Genomic DNA, 24,090 nt, shown 5'->3' with positions numbered 1-24,090 from the left:
TCTGGTTTAACGCGCTCTAGGCGGAACCGAGCGAGTGCGGCCGCTGCCGTCGATGGCGACGAACACGAAGACTGCTTCGGTCACTTTACGCCATTCGCTGGACAGTGGATCGTCGCTCCAGACTTCGACCATCATCTGAATCGAGCTGCGACCGATTTCCAGAGCCTGGGTATAAAAGGACAGCTGAGCGCCCACCGCGACCGGTACCAGGAACGCCATGCGATCGATTGCAACGGTGGCCACGCGACCGCCGGCAACCTTGCTGGCCATGGCGGTGCCAGCCAAATCCATCTGCGCTACCAGCCAGCCGCCGAAAATATCGCCAAAGCCGTTGGTTTCACGCGGAAGCGCAGTGATTTGCAGGGCCAGATCGCCTTGCGGGATTGGATCTTCTTGTTCGAGCTCTATCATGCCGGGGGTGCCTCTGACCCGTGACTCTTCATTAGTACTTCAGGTGAATAGCCGTCTTACGGCTCCACGCGCAGAGTGCCTGCGCACTAGAGCCTTGGAAAAACGATTCAGCCCCGAACATACTACGTTCGTCACGTTTTTCGTAAGGCGCCTAAAGGGAAACTCTGCGAAATCGGCTGACAGGTGCCAACGACGGTTTCGCACAGCAACCCCTTACAAGCCGTTGCAATGTTGCGAGTATATCGATCGGTAGACTCCGAGACGACTGTCTGGTTCTCATTTCGACCGTCAAATACGCGCCTCTATGTGCTTTTTCGAACTATTTGCTATCGTGCCGAACCTGCCCAAGCCTCTGCCAGCGTTGTCGAGGTTGCAGATCCGACTATAAGAGAAGCCCTTGCCATGACCACAGCGCCCTCCAGCATCGCGCAACCCACCCAATCCGCACGTCCGCTGACCCGCAACGACTATAAGACGTTATCGCTGTCTGCCCTGGGCGGCGCGCTGGAGTTTTACGACTTCATCATCTTTGTATTCTTCGCCACGGTGGTCGGCAAACTGTTCTTCCCCGCCGACATGCCCGAGTGGCTGCGCTTGATGCAGACGTTCGGCATCTTCGCCGCCGGCTATCTGGCGCGGCCGCTGGGCGGCATCGTCATGGCGCACTTCGGTGATCTGCTGGGGCGCAAGAAGATGTTCACCTTAAGCATTTTCATGATGGCAGTGCCGACCCTGATCATGGGCTTGCTGCCGACTTATGCGCAGATCGGCATGTGGGCGCCGATCCTGTTGCTGCTCATGCGGGTGATCCAGGGCGCGGCGATTGGCGGTGAAGTGCCTGGGGCGTGGGTATTCGTTTCCGAACACGTGCCGCAGCGGCACATTGGTTATGCCTGCGGCACGCTGACCTGCGGACTGACCGCCGGTATTCTTTTGGGCTCATTGGTCGCCACCGCGATCAACAGCATTTACACACCGGTTGAAGTGTCGGATTACGCCTGGCGAATCCCGTTCCTGCTGGGCGGCGTGTTTGGCCTGTTCTCGGTCTATCTGCGCCGCTGGCTCCACGAAACCCCGGTGTTCGCCGAACTGCAATTGCGCAAGGCCCTGGCCGAAGAGGTGCCGCTGCGAGCCGTGTTGCGCGACCACCGCGGTGCGATTCTGATTTCCATGCTGCTGACCTGGCTGCTGTCCGCCGGCATTATCGTGATCATCCTGATGACACCGACCGTGCTGCAGACCGTCTATCACTTCTCGCCGACTACCGCGTTGCAGGCCAATAGCCTGGCCATCGTGTTCCTGAGCCTGGGCTGTGTGGCCTCCGGTGTATTGGCTGACCGCTTCGGCGCCGGCCGGGTGTTCGTGTTCGGTAGCGCCGCGCTGCTGATCAGTTCGTGGACGTTCTATCACAGCCTGTTCAACCATCCCGACTGGCTGTTCCCGATGTATGCCCTGACCGGCCTGCTGGTCGGTACCATCGGAGCGGTGCCGTATGTGATGGTCAAAGCCTTCCCGGCGGTGGTGCGCTTCAGCGGGTTGTCGTTCTCCTACAACCTGGCCTACGCGATTTTCGGTGGCCTGACGCCGATGGTGGTGACGTTGCTCTTGAAGGAAAGCCCGATGGGGCCGGCCTATTACGTGGCGATTATTTGCGGCGTCGGGATTCTGGTGGGTGGGTATCTCTGGAAGAAAGGTCGTTAAGCCGACGCTTTCATCGACTGCACTGGCCCCATCGCGAGCAGGCTCGCACCCACATGGGTTCTGTATTCACCGCAGATCCCCTGTGGGTGCGAGCCTGCTCGCGATGAAGGCGACGCGAATCATCTTGTAAAACCAAATGCTGGCCTTTCATCCAATTGTCATATTTCAGCCATAGAGTGTTCACACGGCCTGCTGATACTTGGCCCCGACTTAACACACCTATCTGCTAGGAGTAAGGCATGAAACTGAAGCGTTTGATGGCGGCAATGACTTTTGTCGCTGCTGGCGTTGCGACTGCCAACGCGGTTGCCGCTGTTGACCCTGCTATCCCGAGCTACACCAAGACCACTGGTGTGTCGGGCAACCTGTCCAGCGTCGGCTCCGATACCCTGGCTAACCTCATGACCCTTTGGGCTGAGAACTACAAAAAAGAATACCCGAACGTAAATATTCAGATTCAGGCTGCCGGTTCTTCTACCGCGCCACCTGCGCTGACTGAAGGCACCGCTAACCTGGGCCCGATGAGCCGCAAGATGAAGGACAACGAGCTGCAAGCCTTCGAAACCAAGTACGGCTACAAGCCAACCGCTATCCCGGTTGCTGTGGATGCCTTGGCGGTGTTCGTACACAAAGACAACCCGATCAAGCACCTGACCATGGAACAGGTCGACGCGATCTTCTCTTCGACGCGCCTGTGTGGCGGTAAAACCGACGTGAAAACCTGGGGTGACCTGGGCGTGACCGGCGACCTGGCCAATAAGCCGGTTCAGCTGTTCGGTCGTAACTCGGTATCCGGCACTTACGGCTACTTCAAGGAAGAAGCCCTGTGCAAAGGTGACTTCAAGCCAAACGTCAACGAACAACCGGGTTCGGCTTCGGTCGTGCAATCGATCAGCTCCTCGCTGAACGGCGTCGGTTACTCGGGCATCGGCTACAAGACCGCCAGCGTGAAAACCGTGGCCCTGGCCAAGAAAGGCAGCACCGAGTTCGTTGAAGATACTGAAGAAAACGCCTTGAACGGCAAGTATCCGCTGTCGCGTTTCCTCTACGTTTACGTCAACAAGGCCCCGAACAAGCCTCTGGCCCCGCTGGAAGCCGAGTTCGTGAAACTGATTCTGTCCAAACAGGGTCAGGAAGTGGTTGTGAAAGACGGCTACATCCCGCTGCCAGCCAAGGTTGCTGCAAAAGCACTGGCTGACCTGGGTCTGCAGGAAGGCGGTAACGTCGCAAAAAAGTAAAACCCTAGGTCCGGGCTAAACCCGGACCTGTACAGGAGCGAGCAAGCCTCGCTCCTGCACAGGCTCAGGGTTGCCACGATGGCAACCCGGCCCTCCCAAATTTCCGATCCACTGCCAGTTTCCACAGGCGGCGGATTTGTTGCGTCACTGCATTGTCATCTTTCTGTCATACAGGATCGCTAGGGTGTGCGCATGAATGATCTGGCCAACTCCACCATGACTACAAATCCCCCCAAGCGAATTGACTTCAATACGCCTGAGCTGCAACGCAAGCGCCGTATTCGTGCGCTGAAAGATCGCCTGACCCGCTGGTACGTCCTCGTCGGCGGCCTCGCCGTTCTTGGCGCGATCACCCTGATCTTTTTCTTCCTCGGCTACGTCGTCGCGCCACTGTTCCAGGGTGCCGACCTGACCGCCAAAGACGCCATCACGCCCGCCTGGATGCAAGACGCCGGCAAGCCGCTGATGATTTCCCTCGAAGAGCAGAACCAGGTCGCCATGCGGGTTTCCGACAGGGGCCAGGCATTGTTCTTTGATATCGACACTGGCGCCGAACTGCGCCGCGTCGACCTGCCGATTCCGGCTGGCACCAGCGTAACCTCCATCGGTGAAGATCAACCTGGCCAGCCATTGGTGGCGGTGGGTTTGTCCAACGGTCAGGCGCTGGTGTTCCGTCACACGTATAAAGTCAGCTACCCGGATGGCAAGAAAACCATCTCGCCGGCCATTGAATACCCGTACGGCGAAACGCCAATCGTGCTGAACGAGGCGGGCGGCGCTCTGGAGCACGTCAGCCTCAACGCTGCCGATTCGACCCTGCTGCTGGCCGGCTCCACGGCTGCGCAGCTGCATGTCCTGTCGCTGACCAGCGAAGAAAACATGATGACCGGCGAAGTCACCAACGAGCAGAAGCGCGTTGAGCTGCCGCAAATGACCGAGCCGGTGAAGAACATCTTCATCGACCCGCGTCAGCAGTGGTTGTACGTGGTCAATGGTCGCGCTCAGGCCGACGTTTTCAGTCTGCGCGACAAGAGCCTGAACGGGCGCTACAAGTTGCTTGAAGACGGCAATGCCGAAGTCACCGCTATTACACAATTGTTGGGCGGTATCTCGCTGATCGTCGGTGACTCCAAGGGCGGTCTCGCCCAATGGTTCATGGCTCGCGACCCGGATGGTGAGCAGCGTCTGAAGCAGATTCGTACCTTCCAGATGGGCACTGCGCCGATCGTTGAAATCACCGCCGAAGAGCGTCGCAAAGGCTTCGTTGCCCTCGACGCGTCCGGCAAACTCGGCGTGTTCCACAGCACCGCTCACCGCACTTTACTGGTGGATCAGGTGGTCGACGGCCAAGGCCTTTTCGGCATGTCGCCACGGGCCAACCGCGTGATCGTGGAGCAGGGCGGCAAGCTGCAACCGTTGCTGCTCGACAACCCGCACCCGGAAGTCTCGTGGAGCGCGTTGTGGAGCAAGGTCTGGTACGAGAACTACGACGAGCCTAAATACGTCTGGCAATCGACCGCGGCCAATACCGACTTCGAACCCAAGCTGAGCCTCTCGCCGCTGACCTTCGGTACCCTGAAAGCTGCGTTCTACGCGATGCTGCTGGCCGCGCCACTGGCCGTCGCCGCTGCGATCTACACCGCGTACTTCATGGCCCCGGGCATGCGTCGCAAGGTCAAACCGGTGATCGAGCTGATGGAAGCGATGCCGACGGTGATCCTCGGCTTCTTCGCCGGCCTGTTCCTCGCACCTTATGTCGAAGGGCATTTGCCCGGCATCTTCAGCCTGCTGATGCTCTTGCCGATCGGCATTCTGGTGGCGGGTTTCGTCTTCAGTCGCCTGCCTGAATCCATCCGCCTGAAAGTGCCGGACGGCTGGGAAAGCGCGATCCTGATCCCGGTGATTCTGTTTGTGGGCTGGTTGTCGCTGTACATGAGCCCGTACATGGAAACCTGGTTCTTCGGCGGTGACATGCGCATGTGGATCTCCCACGACTTAGGGATTACCTACGACCAGCGCAATGCTCTGGTGGTCGGTCTGGCCATGGGCTTCGCGGTTATTCCGAACATCTATTCCATCGCCGAAGACGCCGTGTTCAGTGTGCCTCGCGGCCTGACCCTGGGCTCCCTGGCCCTCGGTGCCACGCCGTGGCAGACCATGACCCGCGTGGTGATCCTCACCGCCAGCCCGGGCATTTTCTCCGCGCTGATGATCGGCATGGGCCGTGCGGTCGGTGAAACCATGATCGTGCTGATGGCCACCGGTAACACCCCGGTCATGGAAATGAACCTGTTCGAAGGCCTGCGCACCCTGGCAGCCAACGTTGCGGTGGAAATGCCTGAGTCAGAAGTGGGCGGCAGCCACTACCGCGTGCTGTTCCTCTCGGCGCTGGTGCTGCTGTTGTTCACCTTCATCATGAACACCCTCGCGGAACTGATTCGTCAGCGTCTGCGCAAGAAATACTCGTCGCTTTAAGAAAGGTAGAAGTCTGTGAAACAGAACTCCCTGAATGGATGGTTCAAGAGCGGCGCCCCAGGCGTCTGGATCAGCGGTGGCGCGGTGTCCATTGCGGTCATCATGACCATTGGCCTGCTGGCGGTGATTGCCGTGCGCGGTCTGGGTCACTTCTGGCCGGCGGACCTGGTCCACGCCAGTTACGACGTGCCAGGCCAAGCCAATCACCTCGTCATCGGCGAAGTGGTGCAGAAGGAAGAAGTGCCACGCGAGCGCCTGAAAAGCGCTGGCCTGCCGGTGCCCGATCAGGGCCCGGAGTTCATGACCCGCGAGCTGATCAAGGTCGGCAACCGTGATCTGAACGGCACTGACTTCACCTGGATTGTCGGCGAGTGGCTGACCAACCAGAAGACTCCACCCGAGCTGATGGCTATCGAGCGTCGTGAGTGGGGCAACTTCTACGGCTACCTGGTCAACGTTAAGCAGGACGGCAAAGTCATTGCTGAAGGCGAGGCCGCATGGCCTGAGTTGCAGACGCGCGTGGATCGCGTCAACCAGCTCGCCGCACAGCTCAAGACCCTGGAAAAGGTCGACATCGGCGCGATCAACGCCGGCCTTGAACGTGTGCGTCTGCACGGTCGCAAACTGGAACTGGCCGGCCATCTCGACGCTGCCGCCCAAGCGGACCTGGAGTCCGAACGCGCCGAGCTGAATGCGCGTTATCAGGAAATCGAAGCGCGCCTGAATGATCTGCATGCTCAATTCAACCGCGACAGCCTGACCGCTCGCGACGCAAACGGTAAAGAGGTCGAAATCGGCATCGGTAAAGTGGTTCACGCCTACCAGCCGAACGCCATGGGCACCTTCACCAAGATCGGCTTCTACTTCAGCAAGGTCTGGGAATTCCTCAGTGATGACCCGCGTGAAGCCAACACCGAAGGCGGGATTTTCCCGGCGATTTTCGGCACCGTGATGATGACTCTGATCATGGCGATGATCGTGACGCCGTTCGGCGTTCTGGCGGCGGTTTACCTGCGTGAATATGCACGGCAAGGACCGATGACGCGGCTGATTCGCATCGCGGTGAACAACCTGGCGGGTGTTCCGGCCATTGTTTACGGCGTGTTCGGTCTGGGCTTCTTCGTCTATGTGCTCGGCGGTTCGGTCGACCGGTTGTTCTTCCCTGAAGCACTGCCGGCACCGACCTTCGGTACGCCGGGTCTGCTCTGGGCTTCGCTGACCCTGGCACTGCTGGCGGTGCCGGTGGTGATCGTGGCCACTGAAGAAGGCCTGGCGCGGATTCCTCGCACCGTGCGCGAAGGCTCGTTGGCCCTCGGCGCGACCAAGGCCGAAACTTTGTGGAAGATCGTGCTGCCAATGGCCAGCCCGGCAATGATGACCGGCATGATCCTCGCCGTGGCCCGTGCCGCCGGTGAAGTGGCGCCGCTGATGCTGGTGGGTGTGGTGAAACTGGCGCCGTCGCTGCCGCTGGATGGCAACTACCCGTACTTGCACCTGGACCAGAAGATCATGCACTTGGGCTTCCACATTTATGACGTCGGCTTCCAGAGCCCGAACGTCGAAGCCGCGCGGCCGCTGGTGTATGCCACGGCGCTGCTGCTGGTACTGGTGATCGCGACATTGAACCTGTCGGCCGTTTATATCCGTAACCATCTGCGCGAGAAATACAAAGCGCTGGATAGCTGATTTCCATGTGGGAGCGGGCTTGCTCGCGAAAGCGGTAGGTCAGGCAACATTGATGTTGAATGTGCTGACCTCTTCGCGAGCAAGCCCGCTCCCACACTAGATCGCGTCCAACCGAACATTTATTGGGCATGCTGCGAAGCGGCGTCCCGAACCGAATTTGTTAGCACAGGGAGCCTCCCATGCAGCACGAAGCACATACTCACGGCATCAACATGTCGGCCTTGGGCCGCGACAAACAGAGCCTGAGCCTTGAGCAGGAAACCGTGGCCATCGAAGTACCGGGCCTGAGCCTGTTCTACGGCGACAAACAAGCGCTGTTCGACGTCAGCATGAACATCCCGAAACAGCGCGTGACCGCCTTCATCGGCCCGTCCGGCTGCGGCAAGTCCACGTTGCTGCGCACCTTTAACCGTATGAACGACCTGGTGGATGGCTGCCGCGTCGACGGCGCGATCAACCTCTACGGCAACAACATCTATCGCAAGGGCGAGGACGTGGCCGAGCTGCGTCGCCGGGTCGGCATGGTGTTCCAGAAGCCTAACCCGTTCCCGAAAACCATCTACGAAAACGTGGTTTACGGTTTGCGCATCCAGGGCATCAACAAGAAACGCATCCTCGACGAAGCTGTCGAGTGGGCGTTGAAAGGCGCGGCGCTGTGGGATGAGGTCAAAGACCGTCTGCACGAGTCGGCACTCGGCCTGTCTGGTGGTCAGCAGCAACGTCTGGTGATTGCCCGCACCATCGCCGTGGAGCCGGAAGTGCTGCTGCTCGACGAACCGTGTTCGGCACTCGACCCGATCTCCACGCTGAAAGTCGAAGAGCTGATCTACGAACTGAAATCCAAGTTCACCATTGTTATCGTGACCCACAACATGCAACAGGCCGCGCGGGTTTCCGACTACACGGCATTCATGTACATGGGCAAACTGGTGGAATTCGGCGACACCGATACCCTGTTCACCAATCCGGCGAAGAAGCAGACCGAAGACTACATCACCGGTCGTTACGGCTAGGAAGCCGTGGTTGCTCATTGAACTGACGCTGCGGTCCACCGCACCTTACCGGACGCTCCAAGGACGCCAACATGATTAGTAAAGAAGGCCTTACCCATCACATCTCCGCGCAGTTCAACGCTGAGCTGGAGGAAGTTCGCAGCCACCTCCTGGCCATGGGCGGGCTGGTGGAAAAGCAGGTCAACGACGCGGTCACCGCGCTGATTGAGGCCGACTCCGGTCTGGCCCAGCAAGTGCGTGAGATCGACGACCAGATCAACCAGATGGAACGCAACATCGACGAAGAATGCCTGCGCATTCTGGCCCGTCGTCAGCCGGCGGCGTCGGACTTGCGTTTGATCATCAGCATCTCCAAGTCGGTGATCGATCTGGAGCGCATCGGCGACGAAGCCACCAAGATCGCCCGTCGTGCCATCCAGTTGTGCGAAGAAGGCGAAGCGCCACGCGGTTATGTCGAGGTTCGCCACATTGGCGACCAGGTGCGCAACATGGTTCGCGATGCTCTGGATGCGTTTGCCCGCTTCGATGCCGACCTGGCGTTGTCGGTGGCGCAATACGACAAGATCATCGACCGCGAATACAAGACCGCATTGCGTGAACTCGCTACCTACATGATGGAAGACCCACGCTCTATCTCGCGGGTCTTGAGCATTATCTGGGTGCTGCGTTCCCTGGAGCGGATCGGCGACCACGCGCGCAATATCTCGGAACTGGTGATTTACCTGGTGCGCGGCACTGACGTGCGTCACTTGGGCCTCAAGCGCATGAAGGAAGAAGTTGAAGGCACAAGTGCCGAAACCGCTAATGTTCCGGGCAAAGCTGACGATAAGTAAGATTGCCCAAGAAAAGCGCCCGGCCCTTTGGCCGGGCGTTTTTGTTTGTGGTTTTTGGATGAAAAAGCAGCACCCGCGAACGAAAAGTCCCGGCGTGACTGAAGAGTTTTGGCAAAGTGCCATCAGCCAGCGTTATGCTTGCCGGGATTTTTAAAGGGGTGTTGGATGAGCAAGATCAGTGTGTTGGTCGTGGACGATGCGTCGTTCATTCGTGACCTGGTGAAGAAGTGCCTGCGCAACTACTTCCCGGGAATCCGGACCGAAGATGCAGTCAACGGTAAAAAGGCCCAGGCCATGCTGGCCAAAGAAGCGTTCGACCTGGTTCTGTGCGACTGGGAAATGCCGGAAATGTCCGGTCTGGAACTGCTGACCTGGTGCCGCGAGCAGGACAACCTCAAGACCATGCCGTTCGTGATGGTCACCAGCCGTGGCGACAAAGAGAACGTCGTCCAGGCGATTCAGGCCGGGGTTTCCGGCTACGTCAGCAAACCGTTCACCAACGAACAGCTGCTGACCAAGGTCAAGCAGGCACTGAACAAGGTCGGCAAGCTCGACACCTTGATGAACAGCGCGCCGACCAAAATGAACTCGGCGTTCGGCAACGACTCCCTTAGCGCGCTCACTGGCGGCAAGGCAGCCGTGGTCGCGCCATCGGCGGCACCGGTCAACCCATTCGCCAAACCTGCCGCCGCCGCACCAGCCCCGGCTGCCGCACCGTCTCGCGGCCTCCTCAACAGCCCGCCGGTCAAGGCACCTGCTACCTCTGCTGCTGCATCGGCTGGTGGTCGTGGCCAAGGCCAACTGCGCCTGCCGAGTGGCACCCAGCAATGCGTGATCAAGGCCTTGAGCATTAAGGAAGCGCTGCTGGTAGTAAAACGCACCGATACCCTGCCGCAAGTCCTCGACAGCGCCGTGCTCGACCTGGAGCAGGGCGATAACGCTGAAATCGCCCGTCTCAACGGCTACCTGCACGCCATCGTCGCCTTCGAGCCGAAACCTGACAGCGAATGGCTGCAACTGACTTTCCGCTTTGTCGACCAGGATGCGCAGAAGCTCGACTACATCTCCCGCCTGATCGCCCGCGGTACCGCGCAGAAGCATTTCGTACCCGGCGCGTAAGCCTGGCGTTGCCTGACCCAAACTCATCGCGAGCAGGCTCGCTCCCACATTGAAATGCATTCCAATGTGGGAGCGAGCCTGCTCGCGATAGGGCCATCGAACTCGCCGCACCTCTCCCGAACAGCCCATTTTGAAACATCTGCCGACAACGCTGGTCCATTTCAGCTGCTAGGCTCCTTTCCAGGCCTTACTCGACAGAATCTTGCCCATGCTCGCGCGCCTGCTGTTTTTCTGTGGTCTGTTCCTGGCCTCCACCTCGGTTGTGGCCATGACGATCTACAGGTCCACCAATGCCAGTGGCGTGGTCTCTTACAGCGACCGCCCCACCAAAGGCGCGAAGGTGTTCGTTTTTCGGGACCGGATGGTCGAGCGCCTTGAGCGGCAGGTGTACCTCGATATCAAGAAGCAGAGGGGCATGGACAGTGTGTTTGTGCGCAACGATCTGTATGCGCCGGTCGAGATCGAGCTGAGTTTTGCCGGGTTGAATAACGTCAGCGGCGCGCCGAGCCGACCGATTCGTCGTGTTCTACCGGCGCGCAGTAACATTCGTCTGGCGCTGCTCAAGGCGACGAAGGCCGGAAGGCCGCTGACGTATACCCCGAGGTTCGAATATTCCCTGGGCGACCCTGCAGGGTCCGCCATGGCCTATCGATATCCGTTGCCCTGGCGTGGTGGGCCGTTTCGGCTGAGTCAGGGCGCCAATGGCCAATATAGCCATTACGGGCCGAAGAACCGTTATGCGATGGACATTGCCATGCCCGAAGGCACGCCGATCATCGCGGCGCGCGGCGGGATGGTGGTGAAAACCGAAAATGGCCAGACCGGGCGCGGCAATGATCCGTCGGGCAACTTCGTGCGTGTGTTGCACGATGACGGGACCATGGGCGTGTACCTGCACCTCAAGAAAGGCTCGGTCAGCGTACGGGAAGGTCAGCGAGTGGTGGTGGGCAGTGCGCTGGCGCTGTCGGGCAACACCGGCAATAGCAGCGGCCCGCACCTGCACTTTGTGGTGCAGCGCAATACCGGGTTGGGGCTGGTATCGATTCCGTACCAGTTCAATCAACCGGTAGGCGCGTTGCCCAATTTTGCGTTGGGCAAGCAGTGATGGGTTGGCTGGGCTGACGTATTCGCGAGCAAGCCCGCTCCCACACTTGTTATGCGTCGATCACATAAATAGGGTTCGACGCCGATCAAGTGTGGGAGCGGGCTTGCTCGCGAAGGGATCGACGCGGATCTGGATCAGGGCATTAATCCAGCATCAACACCTTCGCCAAAATAATCTTCGGCCCTTTCATCTTCTTGATGATGATGCGCAAGCCTTCGACTTCCAGCACTTCTTCCTCTTCCGGCACCCGTTTCAGGGTTTCGTAGACCAGCCCGGCGAGGGTTTCGGCTTCGATGTGGTCCAGATCGATGCCCAACAGGCGTTCAACCTTGAACAGCGGCGTATCGCCCCGCACCAGCAGTTTGCCCGGCTGATACGCGAGGATTCCGCGTTCGGCCTTGCGGTGTTCGTCCTGAATGTCGCCTACCAGCACTTCCAGCACGTCTTCCATGGTCAGGTAGCCGATGATGTTGCCGTCGGCTTCCTCGACCAGAGCGAAATGCGAGCCGCCCTTGCGGAACTGTTCCAGCAATTGCGACAGCGGCATGTGACGAGACACGCGCTCCAGCGGGCGGGTCAGCTCGGCGAGGTTGAACGACTCGGGAATGTGATCCAGGGCCGCCAGTTCCAGCAGCAAATCCTTGATGTGCAGCAGGCCGACGAACTCCTGGCGCTCGCTGTCATACACCGGGTAGCGGCTGAACTTGTGGCGACGGAACATCGCCAGGATTTCCTTGAGCGGCGCGTTGAACTCCAGCGTCACCAGATCTTCCCGGGAGTTGGCCCAGTCGACCACTTCCAGCTCGCCCATTTCCACCGCCGAAGCCAAAACGCGCATGCCTTGGTCGCTCGGGTCCTGGCCACGGCTGGAGTGCAGGATCAGTTTCAGTTCTTCACGGCTGTAATGGTGCTCGTGATGCGGGCCGGGTTCACCTTGGCCGGCGATCCGCAGGATCGTGTTGGCACTGGCGTTGAGCAGGTAAATGGCCGGGTACATGGCCCAGTAGAACAGGTACAGCGGCACGGCCGTCCAGAGCGACAGCAGCTCGGGTTTGCGGATGGCCCAGGATTTGGGGGCCAGTTCGCCGACCACGATGTGCAGGTACGAAATGATGAAGAACGCGGTGAAGAACGATACGCCCTTGACCACTTCGGCGGACTCTACGCCAATGGCGCTGAGTATCGGCTCGAGAAGGTGCGCGAATGCCGGTTCACCGACCCAACCGAGGCCCAGGGAGGCGAGGGTGATACCCAGCTGGCAGGCCGAGAGATAAGCATCGAGCTGACTGTGAACGGTGCGCAGAATGTGTCCGCGCCAGCCGTTTTTATCAGCGATGGCCTCGACCCGGGTCGAGCGCAATTTGACCATGGCAAATTCCGCCGCAACGAAAAAGCCGTTGAGCAAAACCAGGATCAGAGCAAAAAGAATCATGCCGAAATCGGCGAAGAGTGTCGCGAGGGTCAAGCCAGGGGATGGGTCCATGATGGAGTTTTGCGGGTTCCGTGTATTCAAAAAAGAAGGAAATGCGGTGCCTGAAGGGCAGGCACAAGTCAGCCAATGTAGCGGCTGACTGAGTGATTGCCTAGTGGCGAGTGCTGGCCGGTATCAGTCGGCGGCGCTGATGACGCGGGATTTGGTGACCTGGGCTGGCGAAAAATGGCAGGTAAACGTGCTGCCATGGCCCGGCACACTGCTGATTTCCATACGTGCCCGATGGCGCAGCAACACGTGTTTGACGATGGCCAGTCCCAGCCCGGTGCCGCCGGTGTTTGAGTTGCGGCTGGAATCGACGCGGTAGAAGCGTTCAGTCAGGCGCGGCAAGTGTTTGCTGTCGATGCCGATACCCGAATCCTGCACGCTCAGGTGTGCGCCTTGATCGTCGCCCCACCAGCGAATGCGAATATTGCCCTCGGCCGGTGTGTATTTCACTGCGTTGAACACCAGGTTGGAAAACGCGCTACGCAATTCGGCTTCGCTGCCCTTGAGCAGAATCGTCGGATCGGCTTCCAGGGTGATGTGCTGATTGCGTTGACCGGACAGCTGCTGAGCATCGCCCTTGATCGATTGCAGCAAGCTGTCGATGGCCACCGGTTGGTTATCCGACGGGTAATCAGTGGCTTCCAGTTTGGCCAGCAACAGCAAATCGTTAAGCAAGGTCTGCATGCGCCCGCCTTGCTGCTGCATCTGCTGCAGCGCACGGGTCCAGCGCGGGTTCACTTCCTCGACGTTATCAAGCAGCGTTTCCAGGTAGCCGCAGATCACCGTCAGCGGCGTACGCAGCTCGTGGGACACGTTGGCGATGAAGTCTTTGCGCATCTGTTCCAGCTGATGGATGCGCGTCACGTCGCGCACCAGCATCAAGTGTTCGTTGTTGCCGTAGCGGGTGATGTACAGCTGAATGCGCAGGCGATCATTGATCGGCGAAGGAATTTCCAACGGCTCGGCGTAGCTGTTCTGCTCGAAGTATTCCTTGAAGCGCGGATGGCGCACCAGGTTGGTTACGGGCTGGCCACTGTCTTGGGGAGTCTTGAGACCGAGCAGGGTTTCGGCGGCGCGGTTCCACCATTCCAGGTTGCCGTCGCTGTCGAGCATGATCACCGCGTCTTTCAGCGCCGCGGTGGATTCCTGGACCCGGTCAATCACTGCTTGCAAGCGCCCGCGCACCCGTTGGTCGCGGCGTTGCAGGTGGTAGATGCTGTCGAACACTTCGCCCCACAGGCCATAGCCATCGGGCGGAGCCTCATCGGGTTTGTGCAGGCGCAGCCATTCGTGCAGACGCAGCAGTTGCTTGAGGGTCCAGGCCAGATAAAGGCCCAGGCCCACGGCGAGGCTCCAGCCGTAGTAGCCGGAAATCAGACCGATCACCAAGCAGGCGGTGACCAGCAACAGCATGTGGCGAATCAGGGTGCCATGCCAGTTTTGGTTCACGGAAAAATGCGTCCTTGTCAGCGAGTCTGGCGGTCGGCTCAGGCCTTGGTGGAAAACCGGTAGCCAGTGCCGCGCACGGTTTGTACCAGATTTTCGTAGGCATCGCCGAGGGCTTTGCGCAGGCGACGGATGTGCACATCGACCGTGCGCTCTTCGACATAGACATTGCCGCCCCAGACCTGATCCAGCAACTGGCCGCGTGTGTAGGCACGTTCCTGGTGGGTCATGAAAAATTGCAGCAAGCGGTATTCGGTCGGGCCCATCTCGGCAGGTTTGCCGTCGATGGTCACTCGGTGGCTGATCGGGTCCAGCAGCAGGCCGCCGACTTCGATCGGCGATTCGCCATCGGTCGGGCCGGCGCGGCGCAGTACGGCTTTCAGGCGCGCCACCAGCTCGCGTGGGGAAAACGGTTTGGTGATGTAGTCGTCAGCGCCGACTTCCAGGCCCTGGATCTTGTTGTCCTCTTCGCCCTTGGCCGTGAGCATGATGATCGGGATATCCCCGGTCAGCTCATCGCGCTTGAGGCGGCGGGCCAGCTCGATGCCGGAAGTGCCGGGCAGCATCCAGTCGAGCAGGATCAGGTCCGGTTTGCGGTCGACGATAATGGCATGGGCCTGCTGCGAGTTCTCCGCCTCCAGGCAATCATAGCCGGCCATTTCCAACGCAACGGCGATCATTTCGCGAATGGGCGCTTCGTCGTCGACGATCAGAATGCTCCTGCCAACCATGCGTTAATCCTCTTGTCATTTAACTGTCTTGCGCCGCATTAGATAACGGAATTATTGCAGTCGTGTGACAGTATTTTAGCCGTCCTGCGATTGTCGTGATCCTGAACTAAGCTCTAAGTCCGAATCCTGACAACCACAAAAGGAAGGTTTCCATGACATCGCACACTTTTTCCTTCAAAACCCTGATGCTGGCCGCTGCCTTGATTTTTCCGACGATGGCTTTCGCCGCCGAACCGGCGATGATGAAAGGCGACATGATGGTCGACCATAAGGGTATGACCGTTTACACGTTCGACAAGGACACCGGCGGCAAGTCGATGTGTAACGATGATTGCGCCAAGAACTGGCCACCGATGATGGCCCCGGCAGGCGCCAAGGCCGAAGGCAAATTTACGCCAATCAAACGGGATGACGGCACGATGCAATGGGCTTATGACGGTAAGCCGCTGTATCTCTTTAAGAAAGATGAAAAGCCTGGCGAAATGAAGGGTGACGGCATGAAGGACGTCTGGCACGTCGTCCATGAGTCGCAAAAGTAACCGGCTCAAGGTTGTAGCCGCTGCCGAAGCCTGGGTTCGGTAGCGGCTACGCGAAGATGTGGGTTACTCAGCGAGTGGCGTAATCCAGCACAATCCCGACAAAAATCGCCAATCCGGCCCAGTGATTGTGCAAAAACGCCTGGAAGCAGCGCATCCGGTCCTTGCTGCGGGTGTACCAGAACTCCCACGCAAAACAACCCGCCGCCGCCAGCAACCCGAGGTGGAACCAGCCGCCGAGCTGGAATTTCGAACCCGCCAGCAGCAGGCATCCCAACGCCAAGCCCTGCAGGGTCAGAATAATCACCCTGTCGGCGTCGCCAAACAGAATCGCAGTGGATTTCACCCCGATCTTCAGGTCGTCATCACGGTCGGTCATGGCGTAATAGGTGTCGTAGCCCACGGTCCATAACAGATTGGCGATCCACAGCAACCAGGCCGCCGCCGGCAGTTCACCGGTTTCGGCGGTGAATGCCATCGGCATGCCCCAGGAGAAGGCCGCGCCCAGTACCACTTGTGGGTAATAGGTGTAGCGCTTCATGAACGGGTAGCTGAAGGCCAGGGCCAAGCCGCCCAGCGACAGCCATACAGTCATCGCATTGGTGCACAGCACCAGCAAAAAGCTCACGCCCATCAGCACTGCGAAGAACACCAGCGCTTCTTTCGAGCTGATCTTGCCACTCACCAACGGCCGTTGTTCGGTGCGTTTCACGTGGCCATCGACCTTGCGGTCTGCCCAATCGTTGATCACGCAACCGCCGGCACGGGTCAGTACCACCCCGAGCACGAAAATCACGATATTGGCCAATGAAGGCGATCCTTCACCGGCAATCCAGAGTGCCCACAACGTTGGCCACAGCAGCAAGTAAATGCCGATCGGCTTATCCATGCGGGTCAGCTGAATGAAATCCCAGGCCCGAGGATTAACGCGGTTCAGGGACTTGAGCAGGCTCTGGTACATCAGCAATTCTCCGGATGGGCGCGGGTGGCGTTCCACAAGGTCGGCAGGAAAATCTCGGCCACCAGCACACTCAAGGCGCCGCGGTCGAAACGCGAGCGCCGGCCCCACAGTCCCGGCGCCTGAGCATCCACCGGCAACCATGCTTGAGGATAGTGACAAACCTCGATGGCCCGGCGCTGAAATGCCTGATCACAAAACAGCAATTCGCCCAGCGAGCGGCTGCCCAATTCATCCATATGTAATCCGTCGCCCTGCAACGCGCTACGCGCCGCCACGCTGCGGGCAAACACCCAGGCTTCACCGTGACCGCGCAAATACACCTCGCGCACCCAGCCTTCACTGCCTTCGGCCAGCTCCAGCGCAGCACATTCATCGGCGCGCAGCGATTGCCAACCTTCGAACAGCGGCGTGACGCTGAAGCCATCATTCGACAGGCGGATCAAGCGCCGGGTCAGCGACCCTTCATCGAACAGCCAATCGAGCGTAGACGTGTCGGGGAGGGGCGTCAGTTGGCTTCGAGGGAGCCAAATCGGTGTCGCGGAGGGGGATTTTGAGTGCGGCACAGTGAGTCATTATTGGCAGCAAATGAGGCGGCGAGCTTACCATGTCAGGCACCGATATTGATTGATCCCGCCTGCCGTTACGCCGAACAGGCTTGCATCTGCCGGGCCCGATCAGTACAAAACGCCCCTGAGCCGGACGGCAACACTTTACCGATCGACCGTTCGCGCCGGCAAAAGCCTGAATCCTGAGGAAGTACCTGAATGAAAAAGTGGCAATGTGTGGTCTGCGGCCTGATTTATAACGAGGCCGAGGGCTGGCCGGACGACGGCATTGCGCCGGGCACGCTGTGGCAGGACGTGCCGGAAGACTGGCTGTGCCCGGACTGCGGCGTGGGCAAGATGGATTTCGAAATGATCGAAATCAACTAAGAATCCAAGGAGTAAGGGAATGAACGCACCTGTCGTGATCGTCGGCACTGGGCTGGCTGGCTACAACCTGGCCCGGGAGTTTCGCAAACTCGATGGCGAAACCCCGCTGCTGTTGATTACTGCAGATGACGGACGCTCTTACTCCAAGCCGATGCTCTCCACCGGCTTCGGCAAGAATAAAGATGCCGATGGCCTGAGCATGGCCGAACCGGGCGCCATGGCCGAGCAGTTGAAAGCCGAAGTGCGCACCCACACGCGCATCAGCGGTATCGATCCGGGCCATAAACGCCTGTGGATCGGCGAAGAAGCGGTGATCTACCGTGACCTGATCCTGGCGTGGGGCGCGGAAACCGTGCGGGTGCCGATCGAAGGCGACGCGGCGGATGCCGTTTTCCCGATCAATGATCTTGAAGACTACGCACGCTTTCGCGCGGCTGCGGCCGGCAAGCGTCGGGTATTGCTGCTGGGCGCCGGTTTGATCGGCTGCGAATTCGCCAACGATCTCATCCTCGGTGGTTACGAGGTGCAACTGGTTGCACCGTGCGAACAGGTCATGCCGACCTTGTTGCACCCAGCGGCGGCCGCTGCGGTCCAGGCCGGCCTGGAAAGCCTGGGCGCGCGCTTCCACCTCGGGCCGGTGCTCAATCGCCTGCAACGAGTGGCTGATGGCCTGGAAGCGCATCTGTCCGATGGCCAGGTCATCCCGTGCGATGTGGTGGTGTCGGCCATTGGTCTGCGTCCGCGCATCGACCTGGCGGCCGCTGCCGGGCTGCAGGTCAACCGTGGCGTGGTGGTCGACCGTCACCTGAAAACTTCTCACGCCAACATTTATGCCTTGGGCGACTGCGCCGAGGTCGATGGGCTGAATCTGTTGTACGTCATGCCCCTCATGAACTGTGCGAGAGCGCTGGCCCTAACCCTCGCCGGCAACCCTACAGCAGTGAGTTATGGCCCGATGCCAATCACCGTGAAAACCCCGGTCTGCCCATTGGTGGTTTCGCCGCCGCCACGGGGCGTGGAGGGCGTCTGGACGGTCGAAGGGCAGGGCGCGGACATCAAGGTGTTGTGCCGCGACAGCGCCGGCAAACTGCTGGGTTATGCCCTGACAGGCGCGGCGGTGATGGAAAAACTCGCCCTGAACAAAGAGCTTCCAGCCTTGCTGGCGTAAATAGCGGTCGTTCTGTCGGAATCACCCCGCTTTTGCCCCCACAAAGGTCGCGGGGAGACTGGCGCCGCTCTAAAGCGCGTGCCATTCTCACTCCCGTCTGCCGCAGAGTAGAGCACCTGCGGCGCCTTAGGCGCTGTTCCACGAGAACAGCACGGACATAACAACAAAAAACCGTCAAAGGGGCTTCACTAATGCGTAAACCAGAACTCGCCGCTGCAATTGCGGAAAAAGCAGACCTCACCAAAGAGCAGGCCAACCGCGTTCTCAACGCCGTTCTCGAAGAAATCACCGGCGCTCTGCACCGCAAAGACAGCGTCACGCTGGTGGGCTTCGGGACCTTCCTGCAACGCCATCGCGGTGCACGTACAGGCAAAAACCCGCAGACCGGTGAGCCAGTCAAAATCAAGGCCAGCAACACTGTTGCGTTCAAGCCAGGCAAGTCGTTGAAAGACAGCGTTAATCCGTAACACGCACCGACTTCCCGCATAGCGGGTTAGCGGGATAAAAAATGGGCACGCCAACGAGGTTGGGTGCCCATTTTTTTTGTTCTTCACGGCCTTGTGCTGGGCTTTGCGCAGGATGCGCCGACTCAGTTGACTGATCCACCCAGGCCTGCTTCCGCCCGTTGCATCAGTGACGCGCCCCTCGACCGACCAGCGGTTCAAAGCACCTCTTTTGCAAGCAACGTCGCCGAACTGGTCGAGAAAAAACTTCTAGAAACCTCGCAAGCTGAAACGTATCAGCTTCAGAAAAATATCAAATTATGCACAAATGCATTTTTTTCTTGACCCGGAAGATTGAGTCTCTTAAAGTTAATTTGCTGTATGCATATACAGTATTTTTTTGATCGAATATTTATTCGAATCCATTCATGGACGAGGTAATACCCTATGAAAAGCAACACTGAAAAATTCGGCAAAACGCCCCATCAATCCAGCCTCTGGACCCGCGCTGATGCGTTGAAAGTCCGTGCGGACGATCCCACCACCACTCAGCCGCTGGTCAGCGCGGATTTCCCGGTATTGAGCAACGAAGTGTTCATCTGGGACACCATGCCGCTGCGCGACTTGGACGGTAACGTGACGTCCGTCGATGGCTGGTCGGTGATCTTCACCCTGACTGCCGATCGTCATCCAAACGACCCGGAGTACATCGACGAGAACGGCAACTACGACATCACTCGCGACTGGAACGACCGCCACGGTCGGGCAAAGATGTACTACTGGTTTTCTCGTACCGGCAAGGACTGGAAACTCGGCGGCCGTGTGATGGCTGAAGGGGTTTCGCCGACCGCTCGCGAATGGGCCGGTACGCCGATCCTGTTGAACGACCAGGGTGAGGTGGACCTGTATTACACCGCTGTCACCCCGGGCGCGACCATCGTCAAGGTGCGGGGCCGGGTGGTGACCACCGAACATGGCGTCAGCATGGTTGGCTTCGAGAAGGTCAAGCCGCTGTTCGAGGCCGACGGCAAGATGTACCAGACCGAAGCACAGAACTCCTTTTGGGGCTTCCGTGATCCATGGCCATTCCGCGACCCGAAGGACGGCAAGCTGTATATGCTGTTCGAGGGCAACGTGGCCGGCGAGCGCGGCTCGCACAAGGTGGGCGAAGCGGAAATTGGCGATGTGCCGCCGGGTTATGAGAACGTCGGCAACTCGCGCTTTCAGACTGCCTGTGTCGGCATCGCCGTGGCCCGTGACGCGGACGGCGACGACTGGGAAATGCTACCGCCGCTGCTGACCGCCGTGGGGGTCAACGACCAGACGGAACGTCCGCACTTCGTGTTCCAGGACGGCAAGTACTACCTGTTCACCATCAGCCATACGTTCACCTATGCCGACGGTGTGACCGGGCCGGACGGGGTGTACGGTTTTGTCGCGGATTCGCTGTTCGGCCCTTACGTGCCGTTGAACGGTTCCGGCCTGGTGCTGGGCAACCCGTCCTCTCAGCCGTTCCAGACCTACTCGCACTATGTGATGCCCAACGGCCTGGTGACCTCCTTTATCGACAGCGTACCGACCGATGCAACCGGCACGCAGATTCGTATCGGCGGCACTGAGGCACCGACGGTGGGCATGAAGATAAAAGGGCAGCAGACGTTCGTGGTGGCCGAGTACGACTACGGCTATATCCCGCCGATGCTAGACGTCACGCTCAAATAATAGCGATACAGGGCTTTCAGGCAGCGGGTTTGAGGTCGATGAAAAAACCGTTGTGGATATGATCGAGATATCCCGCCTGATTCACTGCGACGTTGATCGCAAGCCCCATTGAATAATGTGTAGTAACAGCCCTTCGTTACTGGCTGCAAGGATGCAGCCAGTAACGGGTATCTTCCCTCCGCTACCGCCTCCTGTTCGTCAGGCCAGCATTTTGTCTTGCGTTTCCTTCAGATTCGCAGTCACCCGCGACACCCTTGCCTCTGGCTAACACCCCCTCTTGCGGGGTGTGTAAAGGGCTTCTACCTCCAAGTCATCCAACTCACCACCACAGTGAGCCAAACAGCGCCAGTCACGGCGCTATTCGCCATGCCTGGTGCACCAATAAAAAGGTTCTTCACGGTTTTCCGGGAAGAACCATTTTTTATGGGGGCGGAGTACTTTCTTTCCTGGTGGATCAACTGACTCGGCTTTGTTTCCTGGCGAGAATCGCCGCCATCTCCGGCTCATCCAGATGATCCAGCGCTCGTTCTACCAACAAATGCACGCCATCGGCCATGCGGCTGAGCGTAGCTCTCTCTGAATGAGGCTGCGACCGGTCCGCTACTAAACGAAATGGAGGCAGCTGTACGCAGGTTAGTAGACCGACGAGCTAAGAAATCGGCGCGCCCGAGAGCGCCCTACGCACAGCTACCATCAAGCGCAGGGTTAAGACCCTGACTGATGAGTACTTGTACGACTTAACTACGACGGGCTACTAAACCCGATCACTGATGGGCAGTGACGGGAATCAAGTTACCGACCGGCCCCAAGGCGCACAAGCCGGCGGATTCTGGCGTAGCCGTAGGCAACGACGCAAGGTGTTGTAGCTTTCACGACGTTACCTACAAGGCTTTTAAACAAGCACTGTCAGGCATTGGCGTGGGACCGACTGGAAAACCATTTTTGATCAGGATTGGGGTTGTCTGCGTAATCGTCAGGCAGAAAGCATTAGTACTTCCTTGTTGATTTGGCGACTGACCGGATAGCGAGAGAGCATGATGAGCGCGAGCTGGAAAAAATGGGCACACCAACTGGATCAGGTGCCCATTTTTGTTGGAGCAGAGATGAACTTCTAACGAACTCCCTCTACCAGTACCTTGTCTTTCTCGCCGCCCCAAGGATCGTCCAGCAGGTACCTGGCTGGAGCTTTGCTGTCTGATGGGACTAGAGTGATTTTGTAAAAGATTTCTTCACCTTCGCAAACCTCGAAGTACAACGCATAGTCGCGTTTCTCTAGATCAAGCTCGACCTTGAATTTTTCAGCAGCGGATGCAATTTCCACATGACCGGGATCCGTGACATGAAATGGCACGACGATGCAGCGCTGGGTGGAGGGGTCGAGGTTGAAACTGTCTTCCAGTTTCAGGTGCACGTTTGCCCCGAAAGCATCTTCGGGTAGAGGGTCAAACACAACATAGTCGCTATGGAGGACCGCACCCTGCGCCAAGTTAATCTTGCCCCATTGGCTTGAGGTTTCGTCGAAGTCCCGTGAGCGGAATTGAATTTGGCTGTGGGAGATTAATAGGTCCACAGTTTGAGCTATCTTTTTCATCTGTAAACCTCGATCGACATCCTGCTCGTTTTCTTCGACGCGTCGGCCCTAGAGCCCTAGACCTTGGTTAGGCTTTTTTCTCTAAATAGAACTTCAGATATTTTTTTGGTCTTTCTTGAAAGGCTCGTGCCTTACCGAAGCTATAGGCATCGTCAAAGTATTTATAAGCCTGTGAATAATCTTTCAGTTCAAAGTAGACCATTCCCAAGTTGATCAGCGGACCTGTATCGATATCTGACTCCCGGCCATCCAGGGTCTTTTGCGCCCAATCTTTAGCGGTCTCGAAGTCACCGTTGTCGAAGTGCAGGTTGAAAAAAGAACCTGTGACCCATGACGACAAAGGTGTCCATTCAAGTTTTGGCTCAGGAAGTAAGTCCCATGCTTTTTTGTACAAGGCCTGGGCTTCATTTTTTTTGTTTTGCTCATCGAGCTCATTGCCCGAGGCCATGATGGCCATTATTTCATCTGCCAACGTGGGGTTTTTATCTGCCAAGTTTTTCATATGATAGTTCTGTATTTATGGTAGATGTGACCACGCTGCCGTTTTCATTGCGCACTTCAATCAACCGACTCTCGGTGTCGTAACCGAAGCGCTGCACGCTCCGTTTAGTACTGCGTTCTTCGATCATCCGGCCAAACGCGTCATAGAGGTAACGTTTGTCCTGATAGGTCAGCAGTTCGTTGTGCACCACCAGCCCAGAGTCGCCCCTAAAAATGTCGATCATCATGGGGGCCAGAAGCCTAGGCCTGATTTTTATAAGGGACAAACGTGCGGTTGGCAATATAGAAACCCAAGCCTTTGTTGCTTTTGAATTTTTTCTCGATCATAGAATCGGCCAACTGCTGAGAGATCAGAAGGTCTCCCGACTCTGGCTCACGAGCGATCCCGCGCATTCCCGCAGCATTGTCCAGGAACCAGGTTTTAGTGAAATAGATGATCGATCCATCATCGTCCCGTTCAGCGACAGATTGCCCTTGATCTATCGCGTTGACGGTATTGATTGCATTCACTATGAAAAAAGTTTCGTCGACCTCTTCCCCATCTGCAATGACGACAGCAGGCTGAATGAGCTGAGCAGATTGATGGGTGAGAAAATCTGCAAGTCGCTCAGTGACTAGTGGGACTCCCCCAAGTAGCCATAGGCAGTCATACGTAAGCAGTTTTTCTTTCTTGCACGGAAAATAGACCTTTGGTTTGTCCATATTCAATGGGTAGGGTTTTCCCGCCAACAATGACAGGTAGTCAAAATTCGAACCGGCGGTTTCATAAGAACCGCTTTCGATGTCATACGAGCCGATCAGTTGTTCGCTGTAATAAGTAGGAGCTTTCCAACTTAAGATCATGTTTGATTTTCCTGGTCGTAATAAGCACCGGCCGTCCGGCCTTCGGGCAGCCCTCGCCACAGGGTATCTATGCTTTTAATGAAGTCTTTCCACCAGCAGCTTTTTCACCCTACTAAGGACCGTCCGACAGGTACCATCTCGGTGAACAGTTCTTT

General features: G+C 58.1%; 23 protein-coding genes and 2 pseudogenes. 14 read left to right on the top strand and 11 right to left on the bottom strand.

What is annotated here, in order from left to right; all coding sequences use genetic code 11:
- Window positions 1-6: 6 nt before the first annotated feature.
- Complete coding sequence (locus tag AB7M29_RS02765; protein WP_007896491.1) at window positions 7-411, bottom strand: acyl-CoA thioesterase; 405 nt, start codon at window positions 409-411, stop codon at window positions 7-9.
- 402 nt (window positions 412-813) lie between these two features.
- On the opposite strand from AB7M29_RS02765, the gene AB7M29_RS02760 reads away from it, so the two are divergent.
- From AB7M29_RS02760 to AB7M29_RS02725, 8 genes are all read left to right on the top strand, one after another.
- A complete protein-coding gene (locus tag AB7M29_RS02760; RefSeq protein WP_217856937.1) occupies window positions 814-2,112 on the top strand; it encodes an MFS transporter in 1,299 nt (432 codons plus the stop codon).
- Window positions 2,113-2,351: 239 nt separating this feature from the next.
- Complete coding sequence (locus AB7M29_RS02755; protein WP_217856936.1) at window positions 2,352-3,350, top strand: phosphate ABC transporter substrate-binding protein PstS; 999 nt, start codon at window positions 2,352-2,354, stop codon at window positions 3,348-3,350.
- Window positions 3,351-3,791: 441 nt separating this feature from the next.
- A complete protein-coding gene (locus AB7M29_RS02750; RefSeq protein WP_217857062.1) occupies window positions 3,792-5,825 on the top strand; it encodes an ABC transporter permease subunit in 2,034 nt (677 codons plus the stop codon).
- A 15-nt stretch (window positions 5,826-5,840) separates the two neighbouring features.
- Entirely contained in the window at window positions 5,841-7,511 is a 1,671-nt protein-coding gene (pstA, locus tag AB7M29_RS02745) for a phosphate ABC transporter permease PstA (RefSeq protein WP_454246280.1), read from the top strand.
- Window positions 7,512-7,690: 179 nt separating this feature from the next.
- Window positions 7,691-8,524, top strand: a complete 834-nt coding sequence (gene pstB, locus AB7M29_RS02740) for a phosphate ABC transporter ATP-binding protein PstB (protein WP_095052363.1) — start codon at window positions 7,691-7,693, stop codon at window positions 8,522-8,524.
- A 71-nt stretch (window positions 8,525-8,595) separates the two neighbouring features.
- Window positions 8,596-9,357 carry a phosphate signaling complex protein PhoU gene (gene phoU, locus AB7M29_RS02735; RefSeq protein ID WP_007896483.1) on the top strand — a complete coding sequence of 254 codons (762 nt, stop codon included), beginning with the start codon at window positions 8,596-8,598 and terminating at the stop codon, window positions 9,355-9,357.
- 165 nt (window positions 9,358-9,522) lie between these two features.
- Window positions 9,523-10,476: a response regulator gene (locus AB7M29_RS02730; RefSeq protein WP_217856934.1), complete on the top strand. Its 954-nt coding sequence runs from the start codon at window positions 9,523-9,525 to the stop codon at window positions 10,474-10,476.
- Window positions 10,477-10,684: 208 nt separating this feature from the next.
- On the top strand, window positions 10,685-11,581 hold the full coding sequence (locus AB7M29_RS02725) for a peptidoglycan DD-metalloendopeptidase family protein (RefSeq protein ID WP_454246279.1): 897 nt from the start codon (window positions 10,685-10,687) through the stop codon (window positions 11,579-11,581).
- A gap of 142 nt (window positions 11,582-11,723) precedes the next feature.
- Here AB7M29_RS02725 and AB7M29_RS02720 read toward each other — a convergent pair whose 3' ends face one another.
- From AB7M29_RS02720 to phoB, 3 genes are all read right to left on the bottom strand, one after another.
- Window positions 11,724-13,064 (bottom strand): hemolysin family protein, encoded by a 1,341-nt coding sequence (locus AB7M29_RS02720; RefSeq protein WP_217856932.1) that lies wholly within the window; start codon window positions 13,062-13,064, stop codon window positions 11,724-11,726.
- A gap of 123 nt (window positions 13,065-13,187) precedes the next feature.
- Complete coding sequence (phoR, locus tag AB7M29_RS02715; protein ID WP_454248692.1) at window positions 13,188-14,474, bottom strand: phosphate regulon sensor histidine kinase PhoR; 1,287 nt, start codon at window positions 14,472-14,474, stop codon at window positions 13,188-13,190.
- A 74-nt stretch (window positions 14,475-14,548) separates the two neighbouring features.
- Window positions 14,549-15,238: a phosphate regulon transcriptional regulator PhoB gene (gene phoB / locus AB7M29_RS02710; protein ID WP_008007735.1), complete on the bottom strand. Its 690-nt coding sequence runs from the start codon at window positions 15,236-15,238 to the stop codon at window positions 14,549-14,551.
- 152 nt (window positions 15,239-15,390) lie between these two features.
- Between phoB and AB7M29_RS02705 the strand changes: the two genes are divergently transcribed.
- Window positions 15,391-15,777: a COG4315 family predicted lipoprotein gene (locus AB7M29_RS02705; protein ID WP_454246278.1), complete on the top strand. Its 387-nt coding sequence runs from the start codon at window positions 15,391-15,393 to the stop codon at window positions 15,775-15,777.
- A gap of 67 nt (window positions 15,778-15,844) precedes the next feature.
- On the opposite strand, the gene ubiA is transcribed toward AB7M29_RS02705, so the two are convergent.
- Together ubiA and AB7M29_RS02695 are read right to left on the bottom strand one after the other, a co-directional pair.
- On the bottom strand, window positions 15,845-16,735 hold the full coding sequence (gene ubiA, locus AB7M29_RS02700) for a 4-hydroxybenzoate octaprenyltransferase (protein ID WP_454246277.1): 891 nt from the start codon (window positions 16,733-16,735) through the stop codon (window positions 15,845-15,847).
- Window positions 16,735-17,298, bottom strand: a complete 564-nt coding sequence (locus AB7M29_RS02695) for a chorismate--pyruvate lyase family protein (RefSeq protein ID WP_454246276.1) — start codon at window positions 17,296-17,298, stop codon at window positions 16,735-16,737. Before AB7M29_RS02695 ends, ubiA begins: the two co-directional genes overlap by 1 nt.
- A 201-nt stretch (window positions 17,299-17,499) precedes the next feature.
- On the opposite strand from AB7M29_RS02695, the gene AB7M29_RS02690 reads away from it, so the two are divergent.
- The 5 genes from AB7M29_RS02690 to AB7M29_RS02670 all read left to right on the top strand — a co-directional run bounded on the left by AB7M29_RS02690 (window position 17,500) and on the right by AB7M29_RS02670 (window position 21,000).
- A complete protein-coding gene (locus AB7M29_RS02690) occupies window positions 17,500-17,667 on the top strand; it encodes a rubredoxin (protein ID WP_186611382.1) in 168 nt (55 codons plus the stop codon).
- A 19-nt stretch (window positions 17,668-17,686) separates the two neighbouring features.
- The gene (locus tag AB7M29_RS02685) at window positions 17,687-18,835 is read left to right on the top strand and encodes an NAD(P)/FAD-dependent oxidoreductase (protein ID WP_454246275.1); all 1,149 of its coding nucleotides are present in this window, start codon (window positions 17,687-17,689) and stop codon (window positions 18,833-18,835) included.
- Between the two features lie 191 nt (window positions 18,836-19,026).
- Window positions 19,027-19,302: an HU family DNA-binding protein gene (locus tag AB7M29_RS02680; protein ID WP_003213368.1), complete on the top strand. Its 276-nt coding sequence runs from the start codon at window positions 19,027-19,029 to the stop codon at window positions 19,300-19,302.
- A gap of 63 nt (window positions 19,303-19,365) precedes the next feature.
- Window positions 19,366-19,623, top strand: coding sequence for a hypothetical protein (locus AB7M29_RS02675; protein WP_454246274.1), 258 nt, complete (start codon window positions 19,366-19,368; stop codon window positions 19,621-19,623).
- A gap of 102 nt (window positions 19,624-19,725) precedes the next feature.
- A complete protein-coding gene (locus AB7M29_RS02670) occupies window positions 19,726-21,000 on the top strand; it encodes a glycoside hydrolase family 68 protein (protein WP_217856925.1) in 1,275 nt (424 codons plus the stop codon).
- Between the two features lie 454 nt (window positions 21,001-21,454).
- Here the strand turns inward: AB7M29_RS02670 and AB7M29_RS02665 are convergent.
- The 5 genes and pseudogenes from AB7M29_RS02665 to AB7M29_RS02645 all read right to left on the bottom strand — a co-directional run.
- Window positions 21,455-21,565 (bottom strand): annotated as a pseudogene (locus tag AB7M29_RS02665) (DUF6124 family protein); the annotation flags it as partial.
- Window positions 21,566-22,111: 546 nt separating this feature from the next.
- Entirely contained in the window at window positions 22,112-22,591 is a 480-nt protein-coding gene (gene comJ / locus AB7M29_RS02660; RefSeq protein ID WP_454246273.1) for a competence protein ComJ, read from the bottom strand.
- A gap of 67 nt (window positions 22,592-22,658) precedes the next feature.
- Window positions 22,659-23,093, bottom strand: a complete 435-nt coding sequence (locus AB7M29_RS02655; RefSeq protein WP_217856923.1) for a tetratricopeptide repeat protein — start codon at window positions 23,091-23,093, stop codon at window positions 22,659-22,661.
- Window positions 23,077-23,292: pseudogene (locus AB7M29_RS02650) on the bottom strand (hypothetical protein); the annotation flags it as partial. The pseudogene AB7M29_RS02650 and the gene AB7M29_RS02655, both read right to left, overlap by 17 nt.
- A 40-nt stretch (window positions 23,293-23,332) precedes the next feature.
- The gene (locus tag AB7M29_RS02645) at window positions 23,333-23,935 is read right to left on the bottom strand and encodes an imm11 family protein (RefSeq protein ID WP_454246272.1); all 603 of its coding nucleotides are present in this window, start codon (window positions 23,933-23,935) and stop codon (window positions 23,333-23,335) included.
- Window positions 23,936-24,090 lie beyond the last annotated feature (155 nt).

Source organism: Pseudomonas sp. F-14 TE3623 (genome assembly GCF_053629015.1).
Note: the sequence above shows the minus strand (reverse complement) of the source record. Positions and strands in the feature narration are given on the sequence as shown.

Bases quoted from the DNA above. Each gene is read 5' to 3' on its own strand.
- AB7M29_RS02765 (WP_007896491.1), bottom strand. From the start codon at position 411: ATGATAGAGCTCGAACAAGAAGATCCAATCCCGCAAGGCGATCTGGCC.
- AB7M29_RS02760 (WP_217856937.1), top strand. From the start codon at position 814: ATGACCACAGCGCCCTCCAGCATCGCGCAACCCACCCAATCCGCACGT.
- AB7M29_RS02755 (WP_217856936.1), top strand. From the start codon at position 2,352: ATGAAACTGAAGCGTTTGATGGCGGCAATGACTTTTGTCGCTGCTGGC.
- AB7M29_RS02750 (WP_217857062.1), top strand. From the start codon at position 3,792: ATGCAAGACGCCGGCAAGCCGCTGATGATTTCCCTCGAAGAGCAGAAC.
- pstB (WP_095052363.1), top strand. From the start codon at position 7,691: ATGCAGCACGAAGCACATACTCACGGCATCAACATGTCGGCCTTGGGC.
- phoU (WP_007896483.1), top strand. From the start codon at position 8,596: ATGATTAGTAAAGAAGGCCTTACCCATCACATCTCCGCGCAGTTCAAC.
- AB7M29_RS02730 (WP_217856934.1), top strand. From the start codon at position 9,523: ATGAGCAAGATCAGTGTGTTGGTCGTGGACGATGCGTCGTTCATTCGT.
- AB7M29_RS02725 (WP_454246279.1), top strand. From the start codon at position 10,685: ATGCTCGCGCGCCTGCTGTTTTTCTGTGGTCTGTTCCTGGCCTCCACC.
- AB7M29_RS02720 (WP_217856932.1), bottom strand. From the start codon at position 13,064: ATGGACCCATCCCCTGGCTTGACCCTCGCGACACTCTTCGCCGATTTC.
- phoR (WP_454248692.1), bottom strand. From the start codon at position 14,474: ATGCTGTTGCTGGTCACCGCCTGCTTGGTGATCGGTCTGATTTCCGGC.
- phoB (WP_008007735.1), bottom strand. From the start codon at position 15,238: ATGGTTGGCAGGAGCATTCTGATCGTCGACGACGAAGCGCCCATTCGC.
- AB7M29_RS02705 (WP_454246278.1), top strand. From the start codon at position 15,391: ATGACATCGCACACTTTTTCCTTCAAAACCCTGATGCTGGCCGCTGCC.
- ubiA (WP_454246277.1), bottom strand. From the start codon at position 16,735: ATGTACCAGAGCCTGCTCAAGTCCCTGAACCGCGTTAATCCTCGGGCC.
- AB7M29_RS02690 (WP_186611382.1), top strand. From the start codon at position 17,500: ATGAAAAAGTGGCAATGTGTGGTCTGCGGCCTGATTTATAACGAGGCC.
- AB7M29_RS02685 (WP_454246275.1), top strand. From the start codon at position 17,687: ATGAACGCACCTGTCGTGATCGTCGGCACTGGGCTGGCTGGCTACAAC.
- AB7M29_RS02680 (WP_003213368.1), top strand. From the start codon at position 19,027: ATGCGTAAACCAGAACTCGCCGCTGCAATTGCGGAAAAAGCAGACCTC.
- AB7M29_RS02670 (WP_217856925.1), top strand. From the start codon at position 19,726: ATGAAAAGCAACACTGAAAAATTCGGCAAAACGCCCCATCAATCCAGC.
- comJ (WP_454246273.1), bottom strand. From the start codon at position 22,591: ATGAAAAAGATAGCTCAAACTGTGGACCTATTAATCTCCCACAGCCAA.
- AB7M29_RS02655 (WP_217856923.1), bottom strand. From the start codon at position 23,093: ATGAAAAACTTGGCAGATAAAAACCCCACGTTGGCAGATGAAATAATG.
- AB7M29_RS02645 (WP_454246272.1), bottom strand. From the start codon at position 23,935: ATGATCTTAAGTTGGAAAGCTCCTACTTATTACAGCGAACAACTGATC.